The organism is Sphingomonas lacusdianchii (assembly GCF_022664395.1).
Taxonomy (GTDB): Bacteria; Pseudomonadota; Alphaproteobacteria; order Sphingomonadales; family Sphingomonadaceae; genus Sphingomonas; species Sphingomonas lacusdianchii.
Genome location: NZ_JAKRET010000001.1, coordinates 293,296 through 314,227, shown reverse-complemented (window position 1 = coordinate 314,227; position 20,932 = coordinate 293,296). Strand labels below are relative to the sequence as shown.

Here is a 20,932-nt window from a genome sequence, read left to right as displayed (position 1 = left end):
CTCCGTGCCCGATCCTGCACAACGAACGAAACGGAATTTCGCAAAATGGAATGGCGCAAAAGGACGTTCGCTATGGCGATGCCGTTGACACGCGGACCCATCGCAGCATGAGCGACGATCGTATCCGCCGGATCGTCATCGTGGGGGGCGGGACGGCGGGGTGGATGGCCGCTGCCACCTTCGCCAAACTGCTGACCACAGACTATTGCGCGATAACGCTGGTCGAATCCGACGCGATCGGCACGGTCGGCGTGGGTGAGGCGACCATCCCGCAAATGGCGACGTTCAACCGCATGCTCGGCATCGACGAGGCGGAATTCCTGCGCGAGACGCAGGGCAGCTTCAAGCTCGGCATCGAATTCGTCGACTGGACGCGGATCGGCCACCGTTATTTCCATCCGTTCGGCAGCTACGGCATCAACATGAACGGCATCTCGTTCCACGCCTATTGGCTGCGGTTGCATGCCCTGGGCGAGGCACCGACGATCGAACCATGGTCGTTGCAGGCGATGGCGAGCGAACAGGGCAAGTTCATGCGCCCGATCGATGCCGGCAATTCACCGCTCAGCGACATCGCCTATGCCTATCACTTCGATGCGGGGCTCTATGCCCGCTATCTGCGTCGCTATGCCGAGGCGCGCGGCGTCGTCCGGCACGAGGGACGGATCGAGCGCGTCGAACTTCGCCGCGAGGACGGGTTCGTCGAGGCGGTGACGCTGGCGGACGGCCAGCGGATCGAGGGCGACCTGTTCATCGACTGTTCGGGGTTTCGCGGGCTGCTGATCGAACAGACGCTGGGCGCGAAGTTCGTCGACTGGTCGCACTGGCTGCCCTGCGATCGCGCGGTGGCGGTGCCCTGCGCGGGGACCGAGGCGATGGCGCCCTTCACCCGGTCGACCGCGCGGCGCGCCGGCTGGCAATGGCGCATCCCGTTGCAGCACCGCATCGGCAACGGCCATGTGTTCAGCAGCGCGCATATGAGCGACGATGAGGCGACAGCGATCCTGCTCGCCAATCTCGACGGCGAGCCGCTCGCCGAACCGCGCTTCGTTCCGTTCCGCACCGGGCACCGCGACGCGATGTGGATCAAGAATTGCGTCGCGATCGGCTTGTCGTCGGGGTTCCTCGAACCGCTCGAATCGACCAGCATCTGGCTGATCCAGTCGGGTCTGTCGCGGCTGATGGCGATGTTTCCCGACCGGCGCTTCCGCAGCGCCGAGATCGAGCGCTACAACCGCATCCTGTCGACCGAATATGCCGAGATCCGCGACTTCATCATCCTGCACTACCACGCCACCGAACGCGACGATTCGGAGTTCTGGCGGCATTGCCGGACGATGGCGGTGCCCGAGCGGCTGGCCGAAAAGATGCGGGTGTTCCGCACCCATGGCCGGACGTTTCGCGAAAATGAGGAACTGTTCAACGATACCAGCTGGTTCGCGGTGATGAACGGGCAGGGGATGCGTGCCGAGAGCCATGATCCGATCGCCGGGACGCTGTCGCTCGACGAAACGCGGGCACGGCTGGCGCATATCCGCGATGCGATCGGCAAGTCGGCGGATTACATGCCGACGCACCGGGCGTTCCTGGAGGCCTATTGCGGGGCAGGGTGATGTTCGCATGGACGTACCCCCGCCTGTGCGGGGGTACGCTATCGATCAGCGAACCGTCAGCGTCGCCGCCTTCAACGCGGTCGAGCTGTTACCCGCGCTGATCGTGAAGGTGCCGGGTTCGACCACGCGGTGCATGTCGACATTCCAGAAGGCGAGGTCGGCGGGTTTCAGGTCAAAGGTCACCGTCCGCTTCTCGCCCGGTTGCAGCGTCACCCGCTGGAAATGCTTGAGTTCGAGCACCGGCCGGGTAACCGTCGCCTCGTCGTCGCGAACATAGAGCTGCACGACCTCGTCCCCGGCACGGCGGCCGGTATTGGCGACGTCGACCGACACGCGCACGGTTTCGTCCCGGCCGATCGTCGCCTTGGCGAGCCGCGGCGCGCCGACGTCGAAGCTGGTATAGGACAGGCCATAGCCGAACGGATAGAGCGGGGCGGTGCTGTCGAACAGATAGCCGCGCCGCGACGTCGGCTTGTGGTTGTAGAAGATCGGCAGCTGCCCCTCGCTGCGCGGCACCGACACCGGCAGCTTGCCGCCGGGATTGGCGCGGCCGAGCACGACATCGGCGACGGCATTGCCGGTCTCCTGCCCCAGATACCAGCCCTCGACGATCGCCGGAGCATTGGCCTCCAGATAGGTCGCGGCAAGCGGCCCGCCGTTGAGCAGCACGACCACCACCGGCTTGCCGGTCGCGAACAGGCGGCGGGCCAGTTCGTTCTGCTCGCCGATCAGGTCGAGCTTCTGCCGGTCGCCGAGATGCTGGTCGGCCCAGGCCTCGCGGCTCAACTGCTCGTTCTGGCCGAGCACCAGCAGGATCGTGTCGGCCTGTGCCGCCTTGCGCACCGCTTCCTCGATCAGCGGGGCGTTCTCGGCCGGCGGGACCAGTTCGACCTTGTCGCCGGCCCATTGGCGGCTGCGGGTCAGGCGCACGCCCTCGGCATACTCGACCGCGAAGCGGCCCTGTGCAGCCTGCTGCATCCCCTCCAGCACGCTGACGACGTGGTGCGGCACGTCCGAATAGCCGCCGATCGGGGTGTCGCGGGCATGGGTGCCGACGACCAGCATCTTGCCGACCTTGGCCGGGTCGAGCGGCAGCAGATCGTTCCGGTTCTTGAGCAACACCATCGAGCGCACGGCGGCTTCGCGGGCCAGCGCGATCGCGTCGGGGGTTGCGGTCTTCGCCTCGGCGGTGCGGGCGTCGGCATAGGGGTTTTCGAACAGACCCATCTGGAACTTCATGGTCAGGATGCGGCGGACGGCATTGTCGACCTGTTCCTGCGGCACCTGTCCCGACTTGACCATCGCGGCCAGCGTCGACCAGCCATCGGCGTCGGGCAGCTCCATATCGACCCCGGCGTCGAGCGCACGGCGGCCGGCGGCGGCGCTATCGGTGCCGTACATCTTGTGGCGGGTGTTCAGCTCCTTGATCGCGAAATAGTCGCTGACCACCGATCCCTTATAGCCCCATTCGCGGCGCAGCACCTCGTCGAGCAGCCATTTGTTGGCATGGCTGGGGATGCCGTCGATCTCGTTGTACGACGCCATCACCGCCTGCACTGGCAGTTCCTTCACCGCGCGTTCGAACGGCGGGAAGAAATTCTCGCGTAGCGTGCGTTCGGAGATGTTGGCCGGGCCGACATTAGTGCCGTTCTCGGGCTGGCCATGGCCGGTCATGTGCTTGAGCGTGACCATGACCTTGTTGGGCGCCAGCGGCAGGGTGGTACCCTGGAACCCGCGAATCGCGGCAAGGCCCATCTCGCCGACCAGATGCGGATCCTCGCCATAGGTTTCCTCGATCCGGCCCCAGCGCGGATCGCGCGCGACGTCGACGACGGGGGCGAGCGCGAGATTGGCACCGCGCGCGCGCATCTCGCGCGCTGCCACGCCGAACACGCGCTCGACCAGCGCCGGGTCCCATGACGAGGCGAGCGCGATCGACTGCGGGAAGCTGGTGGCGCCGCGCGCGACATAGCCGTGCAGCGCTTCCTCATGCATGATGAGCGGGATGCCGAGCCGGGTCTGTTCGACCGCCCAGCGCTGCGCGGCGTTGATATAGTCGGCGGTTTCCTGCGCGGTGCGGTTGACGGCATCGGCGGTGACGCCCGCCGCATTGTTGCCGGCGGTGACGCCGCGCTTGTCCGATGGCCGGGTGATCTGGCCGAGGCCGTTGGGGAAGGCGCGCGCGGCCTTCGTCACCGAGAAATTGCCCTTCGCATCCTGGACGTCGCGCTTCTTTTCCCAGATGCCGATCATCTGCGCGACCTTTTCCTCCAGCGTCATGCGGCGCAGCAGGTCCTCGACCCGCGCGGCGACAGGTTGCGAGGCGTCCTTGTACAGCATGCGCTCGGACGAAGCTGGCCGGTTGGGCCGGGTCTGCGCGACGAGGGTGCCGGTCGCGGCGGTTGCCAGCAGACAGGCGAGCGCGATGCGAACGGGCTTGGGCGCTAGGGTCACATTCTCTCTCCCGGGATATACGGCATCCGGTTCACCCGCCGCCGCTATTTGGTAGCGCTATCAGCTATCTTTCCCGCTCCGGGCCGTCAACCGATCGCACGATTTGCATTCGCCCGTTCCGCGCCATAAGCATTGCGGCAAGGGAGCGGTTTTTATCCATGGAAAAGCCAAGTCGTCGCAGCGGTGGCAGCATTACCGTGCAGGACGTCGCGCGTTCGGCGGGCGTGTCGGCGATGACCGTGTCGCGCGTCGTCAATGGCGGTGCCAATGTTCGCCAGTCGACGCGCGAGGCGGTTTTAGCCGCGATCGAACAGCTCAACTATTGGCCCAACACCGCGGCGCGCAGTCTGGCGGCGGGGGAGGCGGCACAGATCGGGCTGCTCTACGCCAATCCGTCGCTCGCCTATCTGTCGAACTTCCTGATCGGGGCGCTGGAGGGCGCGCGCAAGGTCGGCTGCCATCTCGTCCTCGAACCATGCGAAGGTGACAGTGCCGAGGAACAGGCCGAAGGCGCGCGCCGCTTCGCGTCGACGGCGGTGCAGGGGGTGATCCTGCCGCCGCCCCTGTCGGATTCGGTGCCGGTCCGTGACGAACTCGACGCGGCCGGCACGCCTTCGGTCGCGGTGGCGGTCGGGGTGGCGCAGCCGGGACGCGCATCGGTGCGGATCGACGATCGCGCAGCGGCGCAGGCGATGACCCAGCATCTGATCGACCTCGGCCATCGCCGGATCGGGTTCGTGGCAGGCGACCCCAATAACGGGTCGAGCGCCGAGCGCTGGCGCGGATTCGTCGCGGCGATCGAGGCGGCGGGGCTCGATCTGGCCGACATGCCGGTCGAACAGGGGTATTTCACCTTTCGATCGGGGATCGATGCCGGCGAGAAGCTGATCGACCGCGACGACCGCCCGACCGCGATCTTCGCCAGCAACGACGACATGGCCGCCGCGGCGATCAGCGTCGCGCATCGCCGCGGACTGCAAGTGCCCGAGGATCTGAGTATTGTCGGCTTCGACGATACCTCGCTTGCGACCACCACCTGGCCCGAGATCACGACGATCCGCCAGCCGATCGCGGCGATGGCCGAGGCGGCGGTCGAGATGCTGCTGGCCGAGATCCGCGATCGTCGCATGGGCCAGGGGGAGGGCGCCGGCGAGGACCGCGTGCTCGACCATGAACTGATCGTGCGCGAATCGTCAGGACCGGCACCGGTGGCGGCCGGGCGTCCGGGAATGGCACGGCGGCGCCCTGCCGCGTAAAAGGCGCGGCCCTTTCATTGCGGGCGCTTGCATTCGTCGTAATAATTCGCCACCGTTACCGCTAACACGCCGTTTCGAACGGCGGTGAACATGGAGTGGATGGGGATGGTAGAGGCGACGGGGGAGCGCGTGAACATCGCGCTCGTCATCGCGATCGTTGCAGTGGCGACGATCGGGGGGCTGTTGTTCGGATATGACAGCGGGGCGGTAAACGGCACGCAGGAGGGGCTGAAAAGCGCGTTTGGCCTCAGCGAGGCCGGGCTCGGCTTCACGGTCGGATCGCTGCTGATCGGCTGTTTCGTCGGCGCGTTCCTTGCGGGCAAGCTGGCCGATGCCATGGGCCGTCGCAAGGTGATGATGCTCGCCGCGGTGCTGTTCCTGATCGGCGCGCTGGTGCAGGGATTCAGCCACGTCCAGCTGCTGTTCGTCGTCGCCCGCTTCATGGGCGGCATGGCGGTCGGCGCGGCGTCGGTGCTGTCGCCCGCCTATATCTCCGAAGTGGCCCCCGCGAACATTCGCGGGCGGATGACCACCATCCAGCAGATCATGATCATCACCGGCCTGACCGCCGCGTTCGTGGTGAACTATTATCTGGCCGCCGCCGCCGGTGCGTCCACCTCGATCTGGTGGGGGGGCTATGAGGCATGGCGCTGGATGTACTGGATGCAGGCGATCCCGGCCGCCGTGTTCCTCGTCGCGCTGCTCTTTATCCCGGAAAGCCCGCGCTACCTCGTGCAGAAGGGCCGTCTGGACGAAGCGCGCATCGTGCTGACCCGCCTGTTCGGTCCGGCCGCCGCCGCGATCAAGATCCGCGACATCGAAGCCTCGTTCAGCAAGGACCATCGTCCGGCGCTGCGCGACATTCTCGACCCGGTAAAGGGCGGCATCCGTCCGATCGTGTGGGCGGGCCTCGTGCTGGCCGTGTTCCAGCAGTTGGTCGGCATCAACGTGATCTTCTATTATGGCGCGACGCTGTGGCAACTGGCCGGCTTCACCGAAGACCAGTCGCTCCAGATCAACATCCTCTCGGGTGTCGTCTCGATCGCGGCCTGTTTCGTGACGATCGCGCTGGTCGACAAGATCGGTCGCAAGCCGCTGCTGCTGATCGGTTCGGCGGGCATGGCAGTGACGCTCTGGGCGCTGGTCTATTGCTTCCACAACGGTACGCTCGATCCGGCAGGCAAGCTGCAGCTTTCGGCCGAACTCGGCACGCTCGCGCTGTGGGCGGCGAACCTCTACGTCGTGTTCTTCAACGTCAGCTGGGGCCCGATCATGTGGGTCATGCTCGGCGAAATGTTCCCGAACCAGATGCGCGGATCGGCGCTGGCGATCTGCGGCTTCGCGCAATGGTTCGCTAACTATTTGATTGCGCAGAGCTTTCCGGTCATGGCCGCGGGCCTCGGCCTGACGATCACCTACAGCTTCTATGGTGCCTGCGCGGTCATCAGCTTCTTCCTCGTCCAGAAATTCATCCATGAAACCAAGGGCAAGGAACTGGAGGACATGCAGGGCTGAGAATCTGCGTTACGTGTAACCTTCGCCACCTTCGGCCCCGCGTTTCGCGGGGCCTTTCGACCGAGTAGCCATGATGACCCGTACCCCCGCCCGTCCGTTCCGATCGCGCGAATGGTTCGCCGCGCCCGGCCGCCTCGACATGGCCGCGCTGTATCTCGAACGGTTCATGAACTACGGCATCACGCCGAAGGAACTGACCAGCGGGCGGCCGATCATCGGCATCGCCCAGTCGGGATCGGACCTGACGCCATGCAACCGCATCCACCTGGAGACGGTCAAGCGCGTGAAGGCGGGGATCGAGGCGGCGGGCGGCATTCCGATGGAATTCCCGACCCATCCGATCTTCGAGAATTGCCGCCGCCCGACCGCCGCGATCGACCGCAACCTCGCCTATCTCGGGCTGGTCGAGATTCTGAACGGCTATCCGATCGACGCGGTGGTGCTGACCACCGGCTGCGACAAGACGACGCCCTCGGCGATCATGGCGGCGTCGACGGTCGATATCCCCGCGATCGTCCTGTCGGGCGGGCCGATGCTCGACGGCTGGCATGACGGCGATCTGGTCGGCTCGGGCACGGTCATCTGGCGCTCGCGCCGCAAGCTGGCGGCGGGCGAGATCACCGAGGAAGAGTTCCTCGAAGCCGCGACCGCTTCGGCGCCGTCCGCCGGTCATTGCAACACCATGGGCACTGCCTCGACGATGAACGCCATCGCCGAAGGGCTGGGCATGTCGCTGCCCGGTTGCGCGGCGATCCCGGCGCCCTATCGCGAGCGTGGGCAGATCGCCTATGAAACCGGCCGCCGCATCGTCGACATGTCCTATGACGATCTGCGCCCGTCCAAGATCCTGACGCGCCAGTCGTTCCTGAACGCGATCGCGCTCATCACCGCGATTGGCGGATCGTCGAACGCGCATCCGCACCTCCACGCCATGGCGCGCCATGCCGATATCGAGCTCAAGCCGTCCGACTGGATGGACTATGGCTATGACCTGCCGCTGCTGGTCGACGTGCAGCCCGCCGGACGCTTCCTCGGCGAACGCTTCCACCGCGCCGGCGGTGTGCCGGCGGTGCTCAGCGAACTGATCGCGGTGGGCAAGGTCGACGGCAATGTCGCGACGGTCACCGGCCGGACGCTCGGCGAGAACGTCGCCAACCGCGTCGCTACCGATCGCGAGGTCATCCGGCCCTACGATCAACCGCTCAAGGAACAGGCGGGTTTCCTCGTCCTGTCGGGCAATCTGTTCGACGTCGCGATCATGAAGACCAGCGTCATCGGTCCCGATTTCCGCGCACGCTATCTGTCGCAGCCGGGCAACGAAGGCTGCTTCGAGGGGCGGGCGATCGTGTTCGACGGATCGGACGATTACCATCATCGCATCGACGATCCGGCGCTCGAGATCGACGAGAATTGCATCCTCGTCATCCGTGGCGCGGGCGTGATCGGCTGGCCCGGATCGGCCGAGGTCACCAACATGCAGCCGCCCGCCGCCCTGCTCCAGCGCGGTATCCAGAGCCTGCCGACGATCGGTGACGGGCGGCAGTCGGGAACGTCGGACAGCCCGTCGATCCTGAACGCCTCGCCCGAAAGCGCGGTCGGCGGCGGCCTAGCATGGCTGCGTACCGGCGACACGATCCGCATCGACCTGAACCATGGTCGCTGCGACATGCTGGTCGACGATGCCGAGATCGCGCGGCGCAAGGGTGAGGGCATTCCGCCGGTCCCGGCCAGCCAGACGCCGTGGGAGGAAATCTACCGCGAGAAGGTCGGCCAGCTCGGCGATGGCGGCGTGCTCGACCTTGCACTCAAATATCGCCGGACGTCGGAAACGACGCCGCGCCACAATCACTGAGGAAACGGACATGAAAAGCGAACATGCCGCGCGGATGCTGCCGGTGGATCATGACAAGGCGCTGCTGGTCGGGCGGATGCAACTGGCCGATGGCCCGACGCCGGTGGTGGTGAAGGGGGGCAAGGTCATCGACGTGTCGGCCCATGCCGCGACCGTCGCCGACCTGCTGGAGCGGAGCGATATCGCCTCGCTCGACGGTCCGGTGGTGTGCGACACCGCCGCGCTTGCCGATGCGGCGGGCGAACATCCGCCGATCCTGTCGCCGATCGACCTGCAATGCGTGAAGGCGGCGGGCGTGACCTTCGCCGTCTCGGCGCTGGAGCGGGTGATCGAGGAACGCGCGCGCGGCGATGCCGATGCGGCGCAGGGCATTCGCGGCGATCTGGAAGCGCGCATCGGCGGCGGCATCCGGTCGGTGAAGCCGGGATCGAGCGAGGCCGCCGAACTGAAGGCCGCGCTGATCGAGGCGGGCATGTGGTCGCAATATCTGGAGGTCGCGATCGGCCCCGATGCGGAGGTGTTTACCAAGGCGCCGGTGCTGTCGACCGTGGGCTGGGGCGCCGATGTCGGCATCCGCTCGGACTCGTCGTGGAACAATCCCGAGCCGGAAATCGTCGTCGTCGCCACCAGCGACGGCAAGGTTGTCGGCGCGACGCTCGGCAACGACGTCAATCTGCGCGATTTCGAAGGGCGCTCGGCACTGTTGCTCGGCAAGGCGAAGGATAACAACGCCTCGACCGGCATCGGCCCGTTCATCCGCCTGTTCGACGGCGACTTCACCATGGACACGGTCCGCGACGCGGTCGTCGACCTGCGCATCGACGGTCCCGAAGGCTATGTCCTGACCGGTACCAGCACGATGCGCGAAATCAGCCGCGATCCGGAGGATCTGGTGCGGCAGGCGCTGTCGGAGCATCAATATCCCGACGGCTTCGTCCTGTTCCTCGGCACGTTGTTCGCACCGGTGCAGGATCGTGACGAGCCGGGCCGCGGCTTTACCCACAAGCCGGGGGATGTAGTGCGTATCTCGACCCCGTCGCTCGGCGAACTGGCGAACACCGTCACCACCTCCAAGGCTGCCGACCCATGGGGTTTCGGCATTCGCGACCTGATGCGCAACCTCGCGCGCCGCGGCCTGATCGCCGCCTGACACCTCTTTGCTGGATATCTTCCATGTCGCCTGACGATTTCGCCTACCCAATCGCCCCCGAAGCCCGCGCTTCCTATCCCTCGCTCGCCGGCAAGCGCGTGCTCATCACCGGCGGCGGGTCGGGGATCGGCGCGGGCGTGGTCGAAGGATTCGTCCGGCAGGGCGCGCACGTCACCTTCTTCGACATCGCCGAAGCCGATTCGCTCAAGCTGATCGAGGAACTGGCCGGCGTCGGCCCGACCCCGTCGTTCCAGCGCGTCGACCTGACCGATATCGCCGCATTGAAGGCCGCGATCGAACAGGCGATTGCGGAGGGTGGCGAGTTTGACGTGTTGGTCAACAATGCCGCCAGCGACGACCGGCATTCGATCGAGCAGGTCGACGAAGCCTATTGGGACAACCGGATGGGCGTGAATCTGCGCCACCTGTTCTTCGCGGCGCAGGCGGTGATCCCGGGCATGAAGGCCAAGGGCAAGGGCGTGATCGTCAATATGGGGTCGATCAGCTGGCACCTCGCGCTGGAAGAACTGACCCTCTACCAGACCGCGAAGGCGGCGATCGAGGGGCTGACCCGCAGCTTCGCGCGCGAACTGGGCGGCGACGGCATCCGCTCGGTCTGCGTCATTCCCGGCAATGTCCGGACCCCGCGCCAGCTGAAATGGTACACGCCCGAGGGCGAGGCGGAGATCGTGAAGGCGCAGTGTCTGAACGGACGGTTGGTCGCAGGCGACATCGCCGCGATGATCCTGTTCCTTGCCTCCGACGATGCGCGGCTGGTAACCGGGCACAGCTTCTTCGTGGATGCAGGGTGGCGATAGGATGACGAAGGTACAGAAGTCCGAACCGGTCAGCGTCTGGGACCTGTCGGCGCCGTTGCTGGAGGGGCCCAACTGGGTCGACCGCGACAACGCGCTGTGGTTCGTCTGTATCAAGACGCCGCGCATTCACCGCTACGACCCGGCGAGCGGCGAGCGGCGCAGCTGGGCCGCGCCCGGCCAGTGCGGTTTCGTGCTGCCCTCGGCCGATGGCAAATTCATTGCCGGGCTGCAAACCGGGTTGCACCGCTTCGACCCGACGACCGGCGCGTTCACGCTGCTGGTCGATCCGGAGCCCAATCTGCCCGGCAACCGGCTGAACGACGCGACCGTCGCGCCGAACGGCCAGCTATGGTTCGGGACGATGGACGATGGCGAGCGCGCGGCGACCGGCGCGATCTATCGCCTTGCCGCCGATGGCACGGCCATCGCGTCGAGCCCGCAGGTCGCGATCACCAACGGACCGGCGGTCAGCCCCGATGGCAGGACGCTGTACCATGTCGATACGCTGGGCGGGCATATCTATGCCTGCACCATCGCTGCCGACGGATCGCTGACCGACCGGCGGCTGTTCGTGACGATCCCGAATGCTGAGGGCTTTCCCGATGGCCCGGCGGTAGATGCCGAGGGTTGCGTGTGGATCAGCCTTTATGCCGGCTGGGGCATTCGCCGCTATTCGCCAAAGGGCGAGTTGCTGGAGACGATCAAGATGCCGGTCGATGCGATCACCAAGATCGCGTTCGGCGGCCCCGACCGCAAGACGGTGTTCGCGACCACCGCGAACAAGCATCACGATGCCGATCAGGCCGCGGCGCAACCGCTGGCGGGCAATCTGTTCCGGTTCGAGGTCGACGTGCCGGGCGTGGCCGGACCGGAAGTCTCGATCGGCATCTGATCGCGTCAGGCGGTCTGCAACCGTCGCCAGTTGCCGATATGCGCCATGGCGAGCGCGAGGCTGCCGGCGACGGTCAGCGCGGTTTCCGCGCCGGGCACGCTGTCGAACGCCAGCCCCGCCGCCAGTCCAGCCAGTCCCAGCGCGCCGAGCAGCATCGGCACGACCCGGCCATGCGCGCGCCATCCGCCGACCAGCGCCAGCGCGCTGACCGGTATCGCGGTCAGCAACAGCAGCAGATGCAGCCATTCCGACGACGGCAGACCGATGCTCGCCAATGCGGGCAGCAGTGCGAACAGGATCGGCAGCCCGATGCAATGGATCAGGCAGAGCAGCGACGCACCGATCGCGGCGCCGTCGAGAAGGGTGGTACGTTGCATGGTTGCGCAGATGTGACTTTATATCATCTAACGCAAGAGGCTCAGCTTGATTTCCGGACGACCAGTTCGGGGGGCAACAGTGTCGGCGCGGTTTCCCGCCGGTCGATCCGGCGGATCAGCATGTCGACCAGCAACTCGCCCGCCCGCGCATAATCCTGTCGGATGGTGGTGAGCGGCGGCTGCGCCAGCGAGGCGGCGGGAATATCGTCGAACCCGACCAGCGCGACGTCGTCGGGCACGCTCCGCCCCGCCTCGACCAGCGCACGCACCGCGCCCAGTGCGATCATGTCCGACGCCGCGAAAATCGCGTCGAATTCGATGCCGCGCGCGATGAGTCGGCTGGCAGCGTCGTATCCTGAAGCCTCGCTGGAGAGCGCATCGACCTGCAATCCCGGATCGACCGGCAGCCCGTTCGCCTGCAATGCGGCCGACAGCCCGCGATACCGGTCGCGCGATTCGGGATATTGGCTCGACGCATCACCGAGAAACGCGATCGCGCGCCGCCCGCGTTCGATCAGGTGGCGCCCGGCATCATGGCCGCCCGCGAAATTGTCGCAGCCGATGACGGTGCCCGGATGCGCCGGATCGGGCGATCCCCAGCGGACGAAATGCGTCCCCTGCGCCACCAGCTGGTCGAGCCGCCGCGAATAGGCGTCGAAATCGCCATAGCCGAGCAGGATCAGTCCGTCGGCCTTGCGGCTGTCCTCGTAATCGACATGCCAGTCGGCGGAGAGCTGCTGGAACGAGGTCAGCAGGTCATAGCCGCGCGCGCCGCACGTGTGCAGGATCGACCCCAGCATCGACAGGAAGAACGGATTGATCCGCGAACCGTCGGGCGCGGGGTCTTCGAAGAACAGCAGCGCCAGCGTCGAGGTGCTGCCCCGGCGGAGCGCGGAGGCGTTCTTGTCGACCTTGTAATTCAGTTGCGCGGCGATCGCCTCGATCCGCAGGCGCGTGGCGGCGCTGACCGTGCGGTCGCCGCGGAGCGCCCGGCTGACGGTCGGTTGCGACACGCCGGCCAGCGCCGCGATATCGAAGGAGGTCGGCTTGTCGCCCGACGCCATGCCTGGTCCTTTATGGCCGCCTTGGCCTGATCCGTATCCGTGAACGACCGGTGTAGCGCCCGCCATCGGTCACCGGCAAGCACCGACTGAATACGTATGCTGTCCGCTTCTCAACCGGCCCGGATGGTTTCAATAGGAGGGTACGGACGAACCGGGCGAAAGAACCGGGGAATCAATCATTTCTGGGGAGGTTTGGGAAATGCGGTATTCATCGCAGGCGCGGTCGTGCGCCCGGCTGGCGCGCGGTGCCAGCATCACGGCATTGATCGCGGCCGGTGCGCTGGCAGGAGCCGGCAGCGCGTTCGCACAGACGGCGACGACCACCCCGGAGCCGAGCACGGCCCAGACCGACGGCACCGACCCGACCGATCCCACCGCGAACGAAGACGTCGATATCGTCGTCACCGGCTTTCGCGCCAGCCTCGAAAACGCCGTCGCCGAAAAGAAGAACCGCGATCAGGTCGTCGAATCGATCAGCGCCGAGGATATCGGCAAGCTGCCCGACGCCTCGATCGCCGAGTCGATCGCGCGCCTGCCGGGTCTGACGTCGCAGCGCGTGTCGGGTCGGTCGAACTCGATCTCGATCCGCGGCTTCGCCCCCGACTTCTCGACCACGCTGCTCAACGGCCGCGAACAGACCTCGACCGGCGACAACCGCGCCGTCGAATATGACCAGTATCCGGCCGAAATCATGAGCCAGGTCGTGGTCTACAAGACCGGTCAGGCGAATCTGATCGGACAGGGCCTGTCGGGTACCGTCGACCTGCGCACCGTCCGTCCGCTCGAATATGGGCGGCAGGCGATCTCGATCGGCGCGCGCGGCACCTATGCCGATCTCGGCAAGCTGAACGCCGGGTCGCGCGACAAGGGCTACCGGGTCAGCGGCACCTATATCGACCAGTTTGCCGACGACACGATCGGCATCGCCCTGTCGGCTAACTATCTCGACGAACCCTATCAGATCCAGGAATTCAACGCCTGGGGCTATGCCGGCTTCAACGGGCAGGGGGTGATCGGCGGATCGAAATCCTATGTTACCTCGACCCGGCTAAAGCGGCTCGGCCTGTCGGGCACGCTGCAGTACAAGCCGGTCGATAACCTGACGGTGACGGTCGACGGCTTCTATTCGGACTTCAACGACGATCAGCTGAAGCGCGGCATCGAACTGCCGCTCGGCTATGGACAGGCGTTCAACGATCCGACCCAGCCGCAGGGCGTCAAGCTGACCGGTACGACCGCGAACAGCGACGGTTTCATCACCTCGGGCACGTTCGGCAATGTCGAAGGCGTCGTCCGCAACGACGCGTTCGAGCGCAAGGCGAAGCTCTACGCCTTCGGCTACAACATGGCGTGGCGCGGCGACGATGGCTGGAACGCGACGCTCGACGCCAGCTATTCGCGCACCGACCGTGAGGAGATCATTCTCGAAAGCTATGCCGGTACCGGCTACGGCCAGAATGTCGGCGCGAAGGACACCATCGCTTTCACCAGCGGCAAAACGGGTACGCGCTTCAGCCCGACGCTCAACTATTCCGATCCGAACCTGATCCTGCTGACCGATCCGCTCGGCTGGGGCGGATCGAACCTGCAGGCCGGTTACTATAACGACCGCAAGGTGCAGGACCGGATCGCGCAATATCGCTTCGAGGTTGAGAAGGAGCTGGACGGCTTCTTCGGCGCGGTGAAGGCGGGGCTGAACTATACCGATCGCGACAAGTCGCTCGATCCGGTCGAGGCGCTGCTTGCGCTGAGTGGCGGGCTGCGCTCGCTGCGCATTCCCGACCAATATGTGCAGGAGCCGACCAGTCTCGATTATCTGGGTCTCGGTCCGATGCTCAGCTACGATCCGCGCGATCTGCTGGCGGGTGGTGTCTACCAGCTGAACCCGAATACCAGCCTTGACGTGCCGGCCAAGGCGTTCCGCATCGCCGAGGACCTGATGACCATGTACGTCCAGGCGGACATCAACCAGGACATCGGCGCATCGGTTCTGACCGGCAATGTCGGCGTACAGGCGGTTGCGACCGAACAGAAGTCGTCGGGTCTGGTCGCGGCAAACGGGACGCTGGTCCCGACGATCCGTGGTGCCGATTACTGGGATTTGCTGCCCAGCCTCAACCTGTCGCTGCGTATGCCGGGCGACTGGGTGATCCGCGCCGGTGCTGCGCGGCAGGTACAGCGTCCGCGCCTCGACGATATGCGCGTGTCGCAGGGCTATGGCTATAATCCGCAGGAACAGATCATCACCGGCGGCGGCGGCAATCCCTTCCTGCGGCCGATCCGATCGAACTCGTTCGATCTGACGGTCGAGAAATATTTCGGACGCGCCGGCTACATCGCGGCACAGGGTTTCTACAAGGACCTGAAGTCGTTCGTGTATAATCAGACGATCCCGTTCGATTACGGTGGTTTCCCGACTCCGACCGGTACCCCGGCAGGCACCCCGACGCTCGGTCGATCGGACGTGCCGATCAACGGTGAGGGCGGCAGCATCTACGGTGTCGAACTGGCGGCGACGCTGCCGCTCAACACCTTCGTATCGTTCCTCGACGGCTTCGGCGTGACCGGCGGCGGTTCGTGGACCAAGACGCAGATCAAGCCGACCCCGACCTCGCCCGCCGAAGACATTCCGGGCTATTCGAAGTGGGTCGTCAACGGCACTGCCTATTTTGAGAAATGGGGGTTCAGCGCGCGTGGATCGGCGCGGTACCGGTCGAGCTTCGTCGGCGAACTGTCGGGCTTCGGCGGCAATCGCCAGCGTCGCCGCGCGCTGGACGAGACGATCATCGATGCGCAGATCGGCTATGAATTCCCGAAGGCCACCACGCTCGAAGGATTGTCGCTGTTCGTGCAGGGGCAGAATCTGACCGACGAACGCTTTGCGACCGTCGATCCGGCGTACGACCTCGCGGTAATCGATTATCAGAGCTATGGCCGGCGCTTCCTTGCCGGGGCATCGTTCCGGTTCTGATGCCACAGCCCGCCCGTCCGCATGTCGGACGGGCGGCGGTGACGGGAGGCGTTGATGGCGATCGATCAGAACCCCGTCCGCAGCGTCGCGATCGTCGGCGGCGGTTCCGCCGGCTGGATGACGGCGGCGGCGCTGGCCCGGTTCCTGCCCGCCGATACCCGTATTACGCTGATCGAATCCGATGCGATCGGAACGGTCGGGGTGGGCGAGGCGACGATCCCGCAACTGCGGCTGTTCAACCAGCATCTGGGCATCGACGAGGATAATTTCGTCGCCCGTACCGGTGGCAGCTTCAAGCTCGGCATCGAGTTCGCCGGCTGGAACGGGACGGACAGCCGTTACATCCACGCATTCGGCACGATCGGCCGTTCGCTGGGGCTGGTGCCATTCCATCATTACTGGCTGGCGGCGGGTGGGGGCGACGCACCCGCATCCTTATGGTCGCACAGCGCTTGCGCCGGGGGGGCGGCGGCGAACCGGTTCGATCGCGATCCGGGCAATCCGCAGGCACCTTCGGGGATCGCCTGGGCCTATCATTTCGACGCCGCGCGTTACGCCGCCTATCTGCGTGAACGCGCTGAGGCCGGTGGCGTCGAGCGGATTGAGGGGCGGGTGGTCGCGGTAGACCAGAACGATGCCAGCATCGCCGCGGTTACGCTCGACGATGGCCGCGTTATCGCTGCCGATTTCTTCATCGATTGTTCGGGGTTCGCCGCGCTGTTGATCGGGCGGATGCCGGGCGATCGTTGGGACGACTGGTCGTCGTTGCTCCCCTGCGACCGGGCACTGGCGGTGCCCTGCACGGCGACACAACCGATTACGCCCTATACCCGCGCTACCGCGAGGAGAGCGGGTTGGCAGTGGCGCATTCCGTTGCAGGCACGGACCGGCAACGGGCTGGTCTATGCCAGTACGCATATGTCCGACGACGAGGCGGCGGCGACCTTGCTCGGCACTCTCGATGGCGCGGCGCTGGGCGATCCAAAGCCGCTGCGCTTCACCACCGGGCGTCGCCAAGCGCCTTGGATCGGCAACTGTGTAGCGCTGGGGCTGGCCGCAGGGTTTCTCGAGCCGCTGGAATCGACGTCGATCCACCTGGTGCAATCGGGGATCGCTCGGCTGCTGTCGCTATGGCCCGCAGCCCGACCGCGTCCGGCCGATATCGCCGAGTTCAACCGCCAGTCCGAACGCGAATGGCTCGGCGTGCGCGACTTCCTGATCGCACATTATGCATTGAACGGTCGCGACGAGCCGTTTTGGCAGGAACGGCGCGCAACCCCGCTGCCCGACAGCCTCGCCGAGCGTATCACGCTGTTCCGCGAATCCGGCCGCATCGTCCGCGACGAGCATGAATTGTTCGCCGAGGTCGCGTGGCTGCAATTGCTGGTCGGGCAGGGGGTGCGGGCGGAAGGCTATCACCCGCTCGCCGACGCGCTGCCCGCCGATCGCCGAACCCAGTTTCTCGACATGCATTCTAAACATGTCGCCGCCACGGTCGCGCGAATGCCGACCCATGACCAGTTCCTGCGCGCCCATTGTCCGGCGCCCGATGCAAAGGTTGCCGCGTGATCCGATCCCTGCTTCTGGCCCTTACCCTCGGCTCCAGCGTCCTGCCTGCCGCCGCGCAGGATTTTCGCGCCCGCGCGCCCGAGGACGAGGTGATCTATTTCGTCCTGCCCGACCGGTTCGAAAATGGCGACCGATCGAACGATCGCGGTGGCCTTCGCGGCGACCGCATGGTCCATGGCTATGATCCGACCGCCAAGGGCTTTTATCATGGCGGCGACCTGAAGGGGCTGACCGCGCGGCTGCCCTATATCCAGTCGCTGGGCGCCACCGCGATCTGGGTCGGGCCGATCTTCAAGAACAAGCCGGTGCAGGGCGGTCCGGGGCAGGAATCGGCCGGCTATCACGGCTATTGGATCACCGACTTCACGCAGGTCGACCCGCATCTCGGCACCAATGCCGATTTTAAGGCGCTGGTCGATGCGGCGCATGCGCGGGGGATGAAGGTCTATATGGACATCATCGCCAACCACACCGCCGACGTAATCCAGTATCGCGAATGTGCCAACAAGAGCGCCTGCGTCTATCGCAGCCGCGCCGACTATCCCTATGCGGCTAAGGGCAAGAACCCCGGTTTCGCCGGGGACAATGTGCAGACGGCGGACAATTTCGCAAAGCTGACCGACCCATCCTTCGCCTACACGCCCTATGTCCCCGCCCCGGAAAAGGCGGTGAAGGTCCCGGCATGGCTCAACGATCCGATCTATTATCATAATCGCGGCAACACGACCTTCACCAACGAAAGCTCGCAAATGGGCGATTTCGTCGGGCTGGACGACCTGATGACCGAGAATCCGCGCGTGGTCGCGGGCATGATCGATATCTTCGGTGGGTGGATCGACCGGTTCGGCATCGACGGCTATCGCATCGACACCGCGCGCCATGTGAACCCGGAGTTCTGGGCGGCGTTCGTGCCCGCGATGCTGGAGCGCGCCAAGGCGAAGGGGATACCGAACTTCCACATCTTCGGCGAAGTCGCGCTGTCGTCGCTCGACGCGGGCGGCCTCGCTGCATGGACCAAGACCGGCAAATTCCCCGCCGTCCTCGACTTCTCGTTCCGGGAGGGCGTCGTGCAGACCGTCGCGGGCAAGAAGGGCACCGACGCCTTCGAAACCGTGTTCGACGGCGATGTACTCTATGCGGGGGGCGAGGCGACGGCACGGCAATTGCCCACCTTCACCGGCAACCACGACAATGGCCGCTTCGCCTTCTACCTCCGGCAAGCTCGGCCCGAAGCGAGCGATGCCGAAATCCTGTCACGCGTCATGCTGTCGAACGCGATGCTGCTGACGCTGCGCGGCGTCCCGACCATCTATTCGGGCGACGAACAGGGATTTGCCGGCGACGGCAATGATCAGGACGCGCGCGAGGATATGTTCGCGTCGCAGGTCGCGTCGTACAACGACAACAAGCTGGTCGGCACGACGGCGACTACCGCGACTGCGAACTTTACGCCGACGCATCCGCTCTATCGCCAGATTGCCGAACTGGCGAAGCTGCGCACCACCAATCCGGCGCTGACCCGCGGGCGGCAGGTGTTGCGCGCGCGGGAGGAAACGCCCGGCTTGCTCGCGATCTCCCGCTTCGATCCGACCAGCAACGCCGAAGTGCTGTTGCTCTTCAACACTTCGGCCGCGCCGATCACCCGCAATGTACAGGTCGAGACTGCCTCGACCGGCTTCCGCGCACTCGCCGGACGTTGCGGCAGCGTGACCGCGCCCGGCGCTGTGCGCGTCGACCTTCCCGCCCTTGGCTATGCGGTATGCGCCGCGGAGACCCGCTGATGACCGAGACTGCGAATACGCGCCGCTGGTGGCACGGCGCGACGATCTATCAAATCTACCCGCGCAGCTTCGCGGACAGCAATGGCGACGGAATCGGCGACTTGCCCGGCATCACCGCGCATCTCGATCATGTCGCGTCGCTCGGCGTCGATGCCATCTGGCTGTCGCCCTTCTTCACGTCACCGATGAAAGATTTCGGCTATGACGTTGCGAATTATTGCGATGTCGACCCGATTTTCGGCACGCTCGTCGACTTCGACGCGCTGATCGCCAAGGCACATTCGCTAGGCGTCAAGATCATCATCGATCAGGTCTGGTCGCATACCAGCGACGAACATCCGTGGTTCGTCGAAAGCCGGTCGAGCCGCACCAATCCGAAGGCCGACTGGTATGTCTGGGCCGATGCGAAGCCTGATGGTTCGCCACCCAGCAACTGGCAGTCGGTGTTCGGCGGACCGGCATGGACATGGGATGCACGGCGCGGTCAATATTATCTGCACAACTTCCTGAAGGAACAGCCGCAACTCCACGGCCATAATGCGGAATTGCAGGAAGCGTTGCTCGACACCGCGCGCTTCTGGCTCGACCGTGGCGTCGACGGGTTCCGGCTCGATGCGATCAATTTCGCGATGCACGACCCGGAACTGCGCGACAATCCGCCAATGCCAAGCAACGGCAAGACGCGCACCCGCCCGTTCGATTTTCAGCGCAAGCTATATAATCAAAGCCATCCCGATATTCCGGCGTTCCTCGAACGGGTGCGGGTGCTGCTCGACAGCTATGATGGCGATCGCTTCACCGTTGCCGAGATCGGTGGCGACGACGCCACGCGCGAGATGAAGCTTTTCTGCGGCGGCGGCAACCGGCTGAATACCGCCTATGGCTTCGACTTTCTCTACGCCCCCGAACTTAGCCCGCGCATTCTGCGCGACGCGATCGAGCCGTGGGACGAAGGCTCGCCATGGCCGAGCTGGGCGTTCGAAAACCATGACGCGCCGCGTGCCGTATCACGCTGGCTGCCCGAAGGTGCCGATGCCGATGCGTTCGGGCGGGTCAAGATGCTGCTGCTCGCCTGTCTCCGCGGCAACATTTTCCTGTACAATGGCGAGGAACTGGGGCTGCCACAGGTCGACATCGCGTTCGAGGATCTGCAGGATCCGGAGGCGATCGCCAACTGGCCGCTGACGCTGTCGCGCGACGGTGCCCGCACGCCGATGCCGTGGGTCGCCGATGCCGAAAATCTCGGCTTCGGCGCGGGCAAGCCCTGGTTGCCTGCGGGCGCTACACATCGGCCGCTCGCCGTCGACAAACAGGAAGCCGACGCGCATTCGCTGCTCAACTTCACTCGCCATGTCCTGCGCCTGCGCAACGCCCATCCGGCGCTGCGTTCGGGCAGCATGACGATCGTCGAGGCTTCCGCTGCGATCCTCGCCTTCGAACGCGAGCTGGACGGACAGCGCATGCTTTGCGTGTTCAACCTGTCGAACGCACCGGCCGCGTTTGCCGGCGGCGACGGGTGGCATGCGATTGAAACCATTGGCGACGTGGACGGGGACCGGTTCGGTCCGTTTGCGGCGCGCGTCGCCATCTGCGACGAAGCATAAGGAACAGACTGTTGAG

At 65.6% G+C, this 20,932-nt stretch carries 14 protein-coding genes; 11 read left to right on the top strand and 3 right to left on the bottom strand.

Annotated elements, in window-relative coordinates; translation table 11 throughout:
- The first annotated feature begins 107 nt into the window (after window positions 1-107).
- Window positions 108-1,613 (top strand): tryptophan halogenase family protein, encoded by a 1,506-nt coding sequence (locus MF607_RS01410; RefSeq protein ID WP_242115613.1) that lies wholly within the window; start codon window positions 108-110, stop codon window positions 1,611-1,613.
- 45 nt (window positions 1,614-1,658) lie between these two features.
- Here MF607_RS01410 and MF607_RS01405 read toward each other — a convergent pair whose 3' ends face one another.
- Entirely contained in the window at window positions 1,659-3,953 is a 2,295-nt protein-coding gene (locus MF607_RS01405; RefSeq protein ID WP_242115916.1) for a glycoside hydrolase family 3 N-terminal domain-containing protein, read from the bottom strand.
- 272 nt (window positions 3,954-4,225) lie between these two features.
- Between MF607_RS01405 and MF607_RS01400 the strand changes: the two genes are divergently transcribed.
- From MF607_RS01400 to MF607_RS01375, 6 genes are all read left to right on the top strand, one after another.
- Window positions 4,226-5,323, top strand: a complete 1,098-nt coding sequence (locus MF607_RS01400) for a LacI family DNA-binding transcriptional regulator (RefSeq protein WP_242115612.1) — start codon at window positions 4,226-4,228, stop codon at window positions 5,321-5,323.
- 105 nt (window positions 5,324-5,428) lie between these two features.
- Window positions 5,429-6,838, top strand: a complete 1,410-nt coding sequence (locus MF607_RS01395) for a sugar porter family MFS transporter (protein ID WP_242115611.1) — start codon at window positions 5,429-5,431, stop codon at window positions 6,836-6,838.
- A gap of 70 nt (window positions 6,839-6,908) precedes the next feature.
- Window positions 6,909-8,690, top strand: coding sequence for an IlvD/Edd family dehydratase (locus MF607_RS01390; RefSeq protein ID WP_242115610.1), 1,782 nt, complete (start codon window positions 6,909-6,911; stop codon window positions 8,688-8,690).
- Window positions 8,691-8,700: 10 nt separating this feature from the next.
- Entirely contained in the window at window positions 8,701-9,840 is a 1,140-nt protein-coding gene (locus tag MF607_RS01385) for a fumarylacetoacetate hydrolase family protein (RefSeq protein WP_242115609.1), read from the top strand.
- Window positions 9,841-9,863: 23 nt separating this feature from the next.
- Window positions 9,864-10,658 (top strand): D-xylose 1-dehydrogenase, encoded by a 795-nt coding sequence (gene xylB, locus MF607_RS01380; RefSeq protein WP_242115608.1) that lies wholly within the window; start codon window positions 9,864-9,866, stop codon window positions 10,656-10,658.
- Window position 10,659: 1 nt separating this feature from the next.
- A complete protein-coding gene (locus tag MF607_RS01375; RefSeq protein ID WP_242115607.1) occupies window positions 10,660-11,550 on the top strand; it encodes an SMP-30/gluconolactonase/LRE family protein in 891 nt (296 codons plus the stop codon).
- A gap of 5 nt (window positions 11,551-11,555) precedes the next feature.
- Here the strand turns inward: MF607_RS01375 and MF607_RS01370 are convergent, their stop codons facing one another.
- Together MF607_RS01370 and MF607_RS01365 are read right to left on the bottom strand one after the other, a co-directional pair.
- Window positions 11,556-11,927 carry a MerC domain-containing protein gene (locus tag MF607_RS01370; RefSeq protein ID WP_242115606.1) on the bottom strand — a complete coding sequence of 124 codons (372 nt, stop codon included), beginning with the start codon at window positions 11,925-11,927 and terminating at the stop codon, window positions 11,556-11,558.
- Between the two features lie 41 nt (window positions 11,928-11,968).
- Window positions 11,969-12,991 (bottom strand): LacI family DNA-binding transcriptional regulator, encoded by a 1,023-nt coding sequence (locus MF607_RS01365; RefSeq protein ID WP_242115605.1) that lies wholly within the window; start codon window positions 12,989-12,991, stop codon window positions 11,969-11,971.
- A 199-nt stretch (window positions 12,992-13,190) separates the two neighbouring features.
- Between MF607_RS01365 and MF607_RS01360 the strand changes: the two genes are divergently transcribed.
- Genes MF607_RS01360 through MF607_RS01345 form a run of 4 tightly spaced genes read left to right on the top strand, consistent with a single transcriptional unit; the run spans window position 13,191 to window position 20,916 of the window.
- A complete protein-coding gene (locus MF607_RS01360) occupies window positions 13,191-15,962 on the top strand; it encodes a TonB-dependent receptor (protein WP_242115604.1) in 2,772 nt (923 codons plus the stop codon).
- A 54-nt stretch (window positions 15,963-16,016) separates the two neighbouring features.
- Entirely contained in the window at window positions 16,017-17,531 is a 1,515-nt protein-coding gene (locus MF607_RS01355) for a tryptophan halogenase family protein (protein ID WP_242115603.1), read from the top strand.
- Window positions 17,528-19,312 (top strand): alpha-amylase family glycosyl hydrolase, encoded by a 1,785-nt coding sequence (locus MF607_RS01350; RefSeq protein WP_242115602.1) that lies wholly within the window; start codon window positions 17,528-17,530, stop codon window positions 19,310-19,312. The genes MF607_RS01355 and MF607_RS01350 overlap by 4 nt, the downstream gene beginning before the upstream one ends.
- Complete coding sequence (locus tag MF607_RS01345; RefSeq protein ID WP_242115601.1) at window positions 19,312-20,916, top strand: alpha-glucosidase family protein; 1,605 nt, start codon at window positions 19,312-19,314, stop codon at window positions 20,914-20,916. The genes MF607_RS01350 and MF607_RS01345 overlap by 1 nt, the downstream gene beginning before the upstream one ends.
- Window positions 20,917-20,932: the final 16 nt, after the last annotated feature.

Bases quoted from the DNA above. Each gene is read 5' to 3' on its own strand.
- MF607_RS01355 (WP_242115603.1), top strand. From the start codon at position 16,017: ATGGCGATCGATCAGAACCCCGTCCGCAGCGTCGCGATCGTCGGCGGC.
- MF607_RS01405 (WP_242115916.1), bottom strand. From the start codon at position 3,953: ATGCTGTACAAGGACGCCTCGCAACCTGTCGCCGCGCGGGTCGAGGAC.
- MF607_RS01395 (WP_242115611.1), top strand. From the start codon at position 5,429: ATGGTAGAGGCGACGGGGGAGCGCGTGAACATCGCGCTCGTCATCGCG.
- MF607_RS01360 (WP_242115604.1), top strand. From the start codon at position 13,191: ATGCGGTATTCATCGCAGGCGCGGTCGTGCGCCCGGCTGGCGCGCGGT.
- MF607_RS01370 (WP_242115606.1), bottom strand. From the start codon at position 11,927: ATGCAACGTACCACCCTTCTCGACGGCGCCGCGATCGGTGCGTCGCTG.
- MF607_RS01375 (WP_242115607.1), top strand. From the start codon at position 10,660: ATGACGAAGGTACAGAAGTCCGAACCGGTCAGCGTCTGGGACCTGTCG.
- MF607_RS01410 (WP_242115613.1), top strand. From the start codon at position 108: ATGAGCGACGATCGTATCCGCCGGATCGTCATCGTGGGGGGCGGGACG.
- MF607_RS01345 (WP_242115601.1), top strand. From the start codon at position 19,312: ATGACCGAGACTGCGAATACGCGCCGCTGGTGGCACGGCGCGACGATC.
- MF607_RS01365 (WP_242115605.1), bottom strand. From the start codon at position 12,991: ATGGCGTCGGGCGACAAGCCGACCTCCTTCGATATCGCGGCGCTGGCC.
- MF607_RS01390 (WP_242115610.1), top strand. From the start codon at position 6,909: ATGATGACCCGTACCCCCGCCCGTCCGTTCCGATCGCGCGAATGGTTC.
- MF607_RS01400 (WP_242115612.1), top strand. From the start codon at position 4,226: ATGGAAAAGCCAAGTCGTCGCAGCGGTGGCAGCATTACCGTGCAGGAC.
- MF607_RS01385 (WP_242115609.1), top strand. From the start codon at position 8,701: ATGAAAAGCGAACATGCCGCGCGGATGCTGCCGGTGGATCATGACAAG.
- xylB (WP_242115608.1), top strand. From the start codon at position 9,864: ATGTCGCCTGACGATTTCGCCTACCCAATCGCCCCCGAAGCCCGCGCT.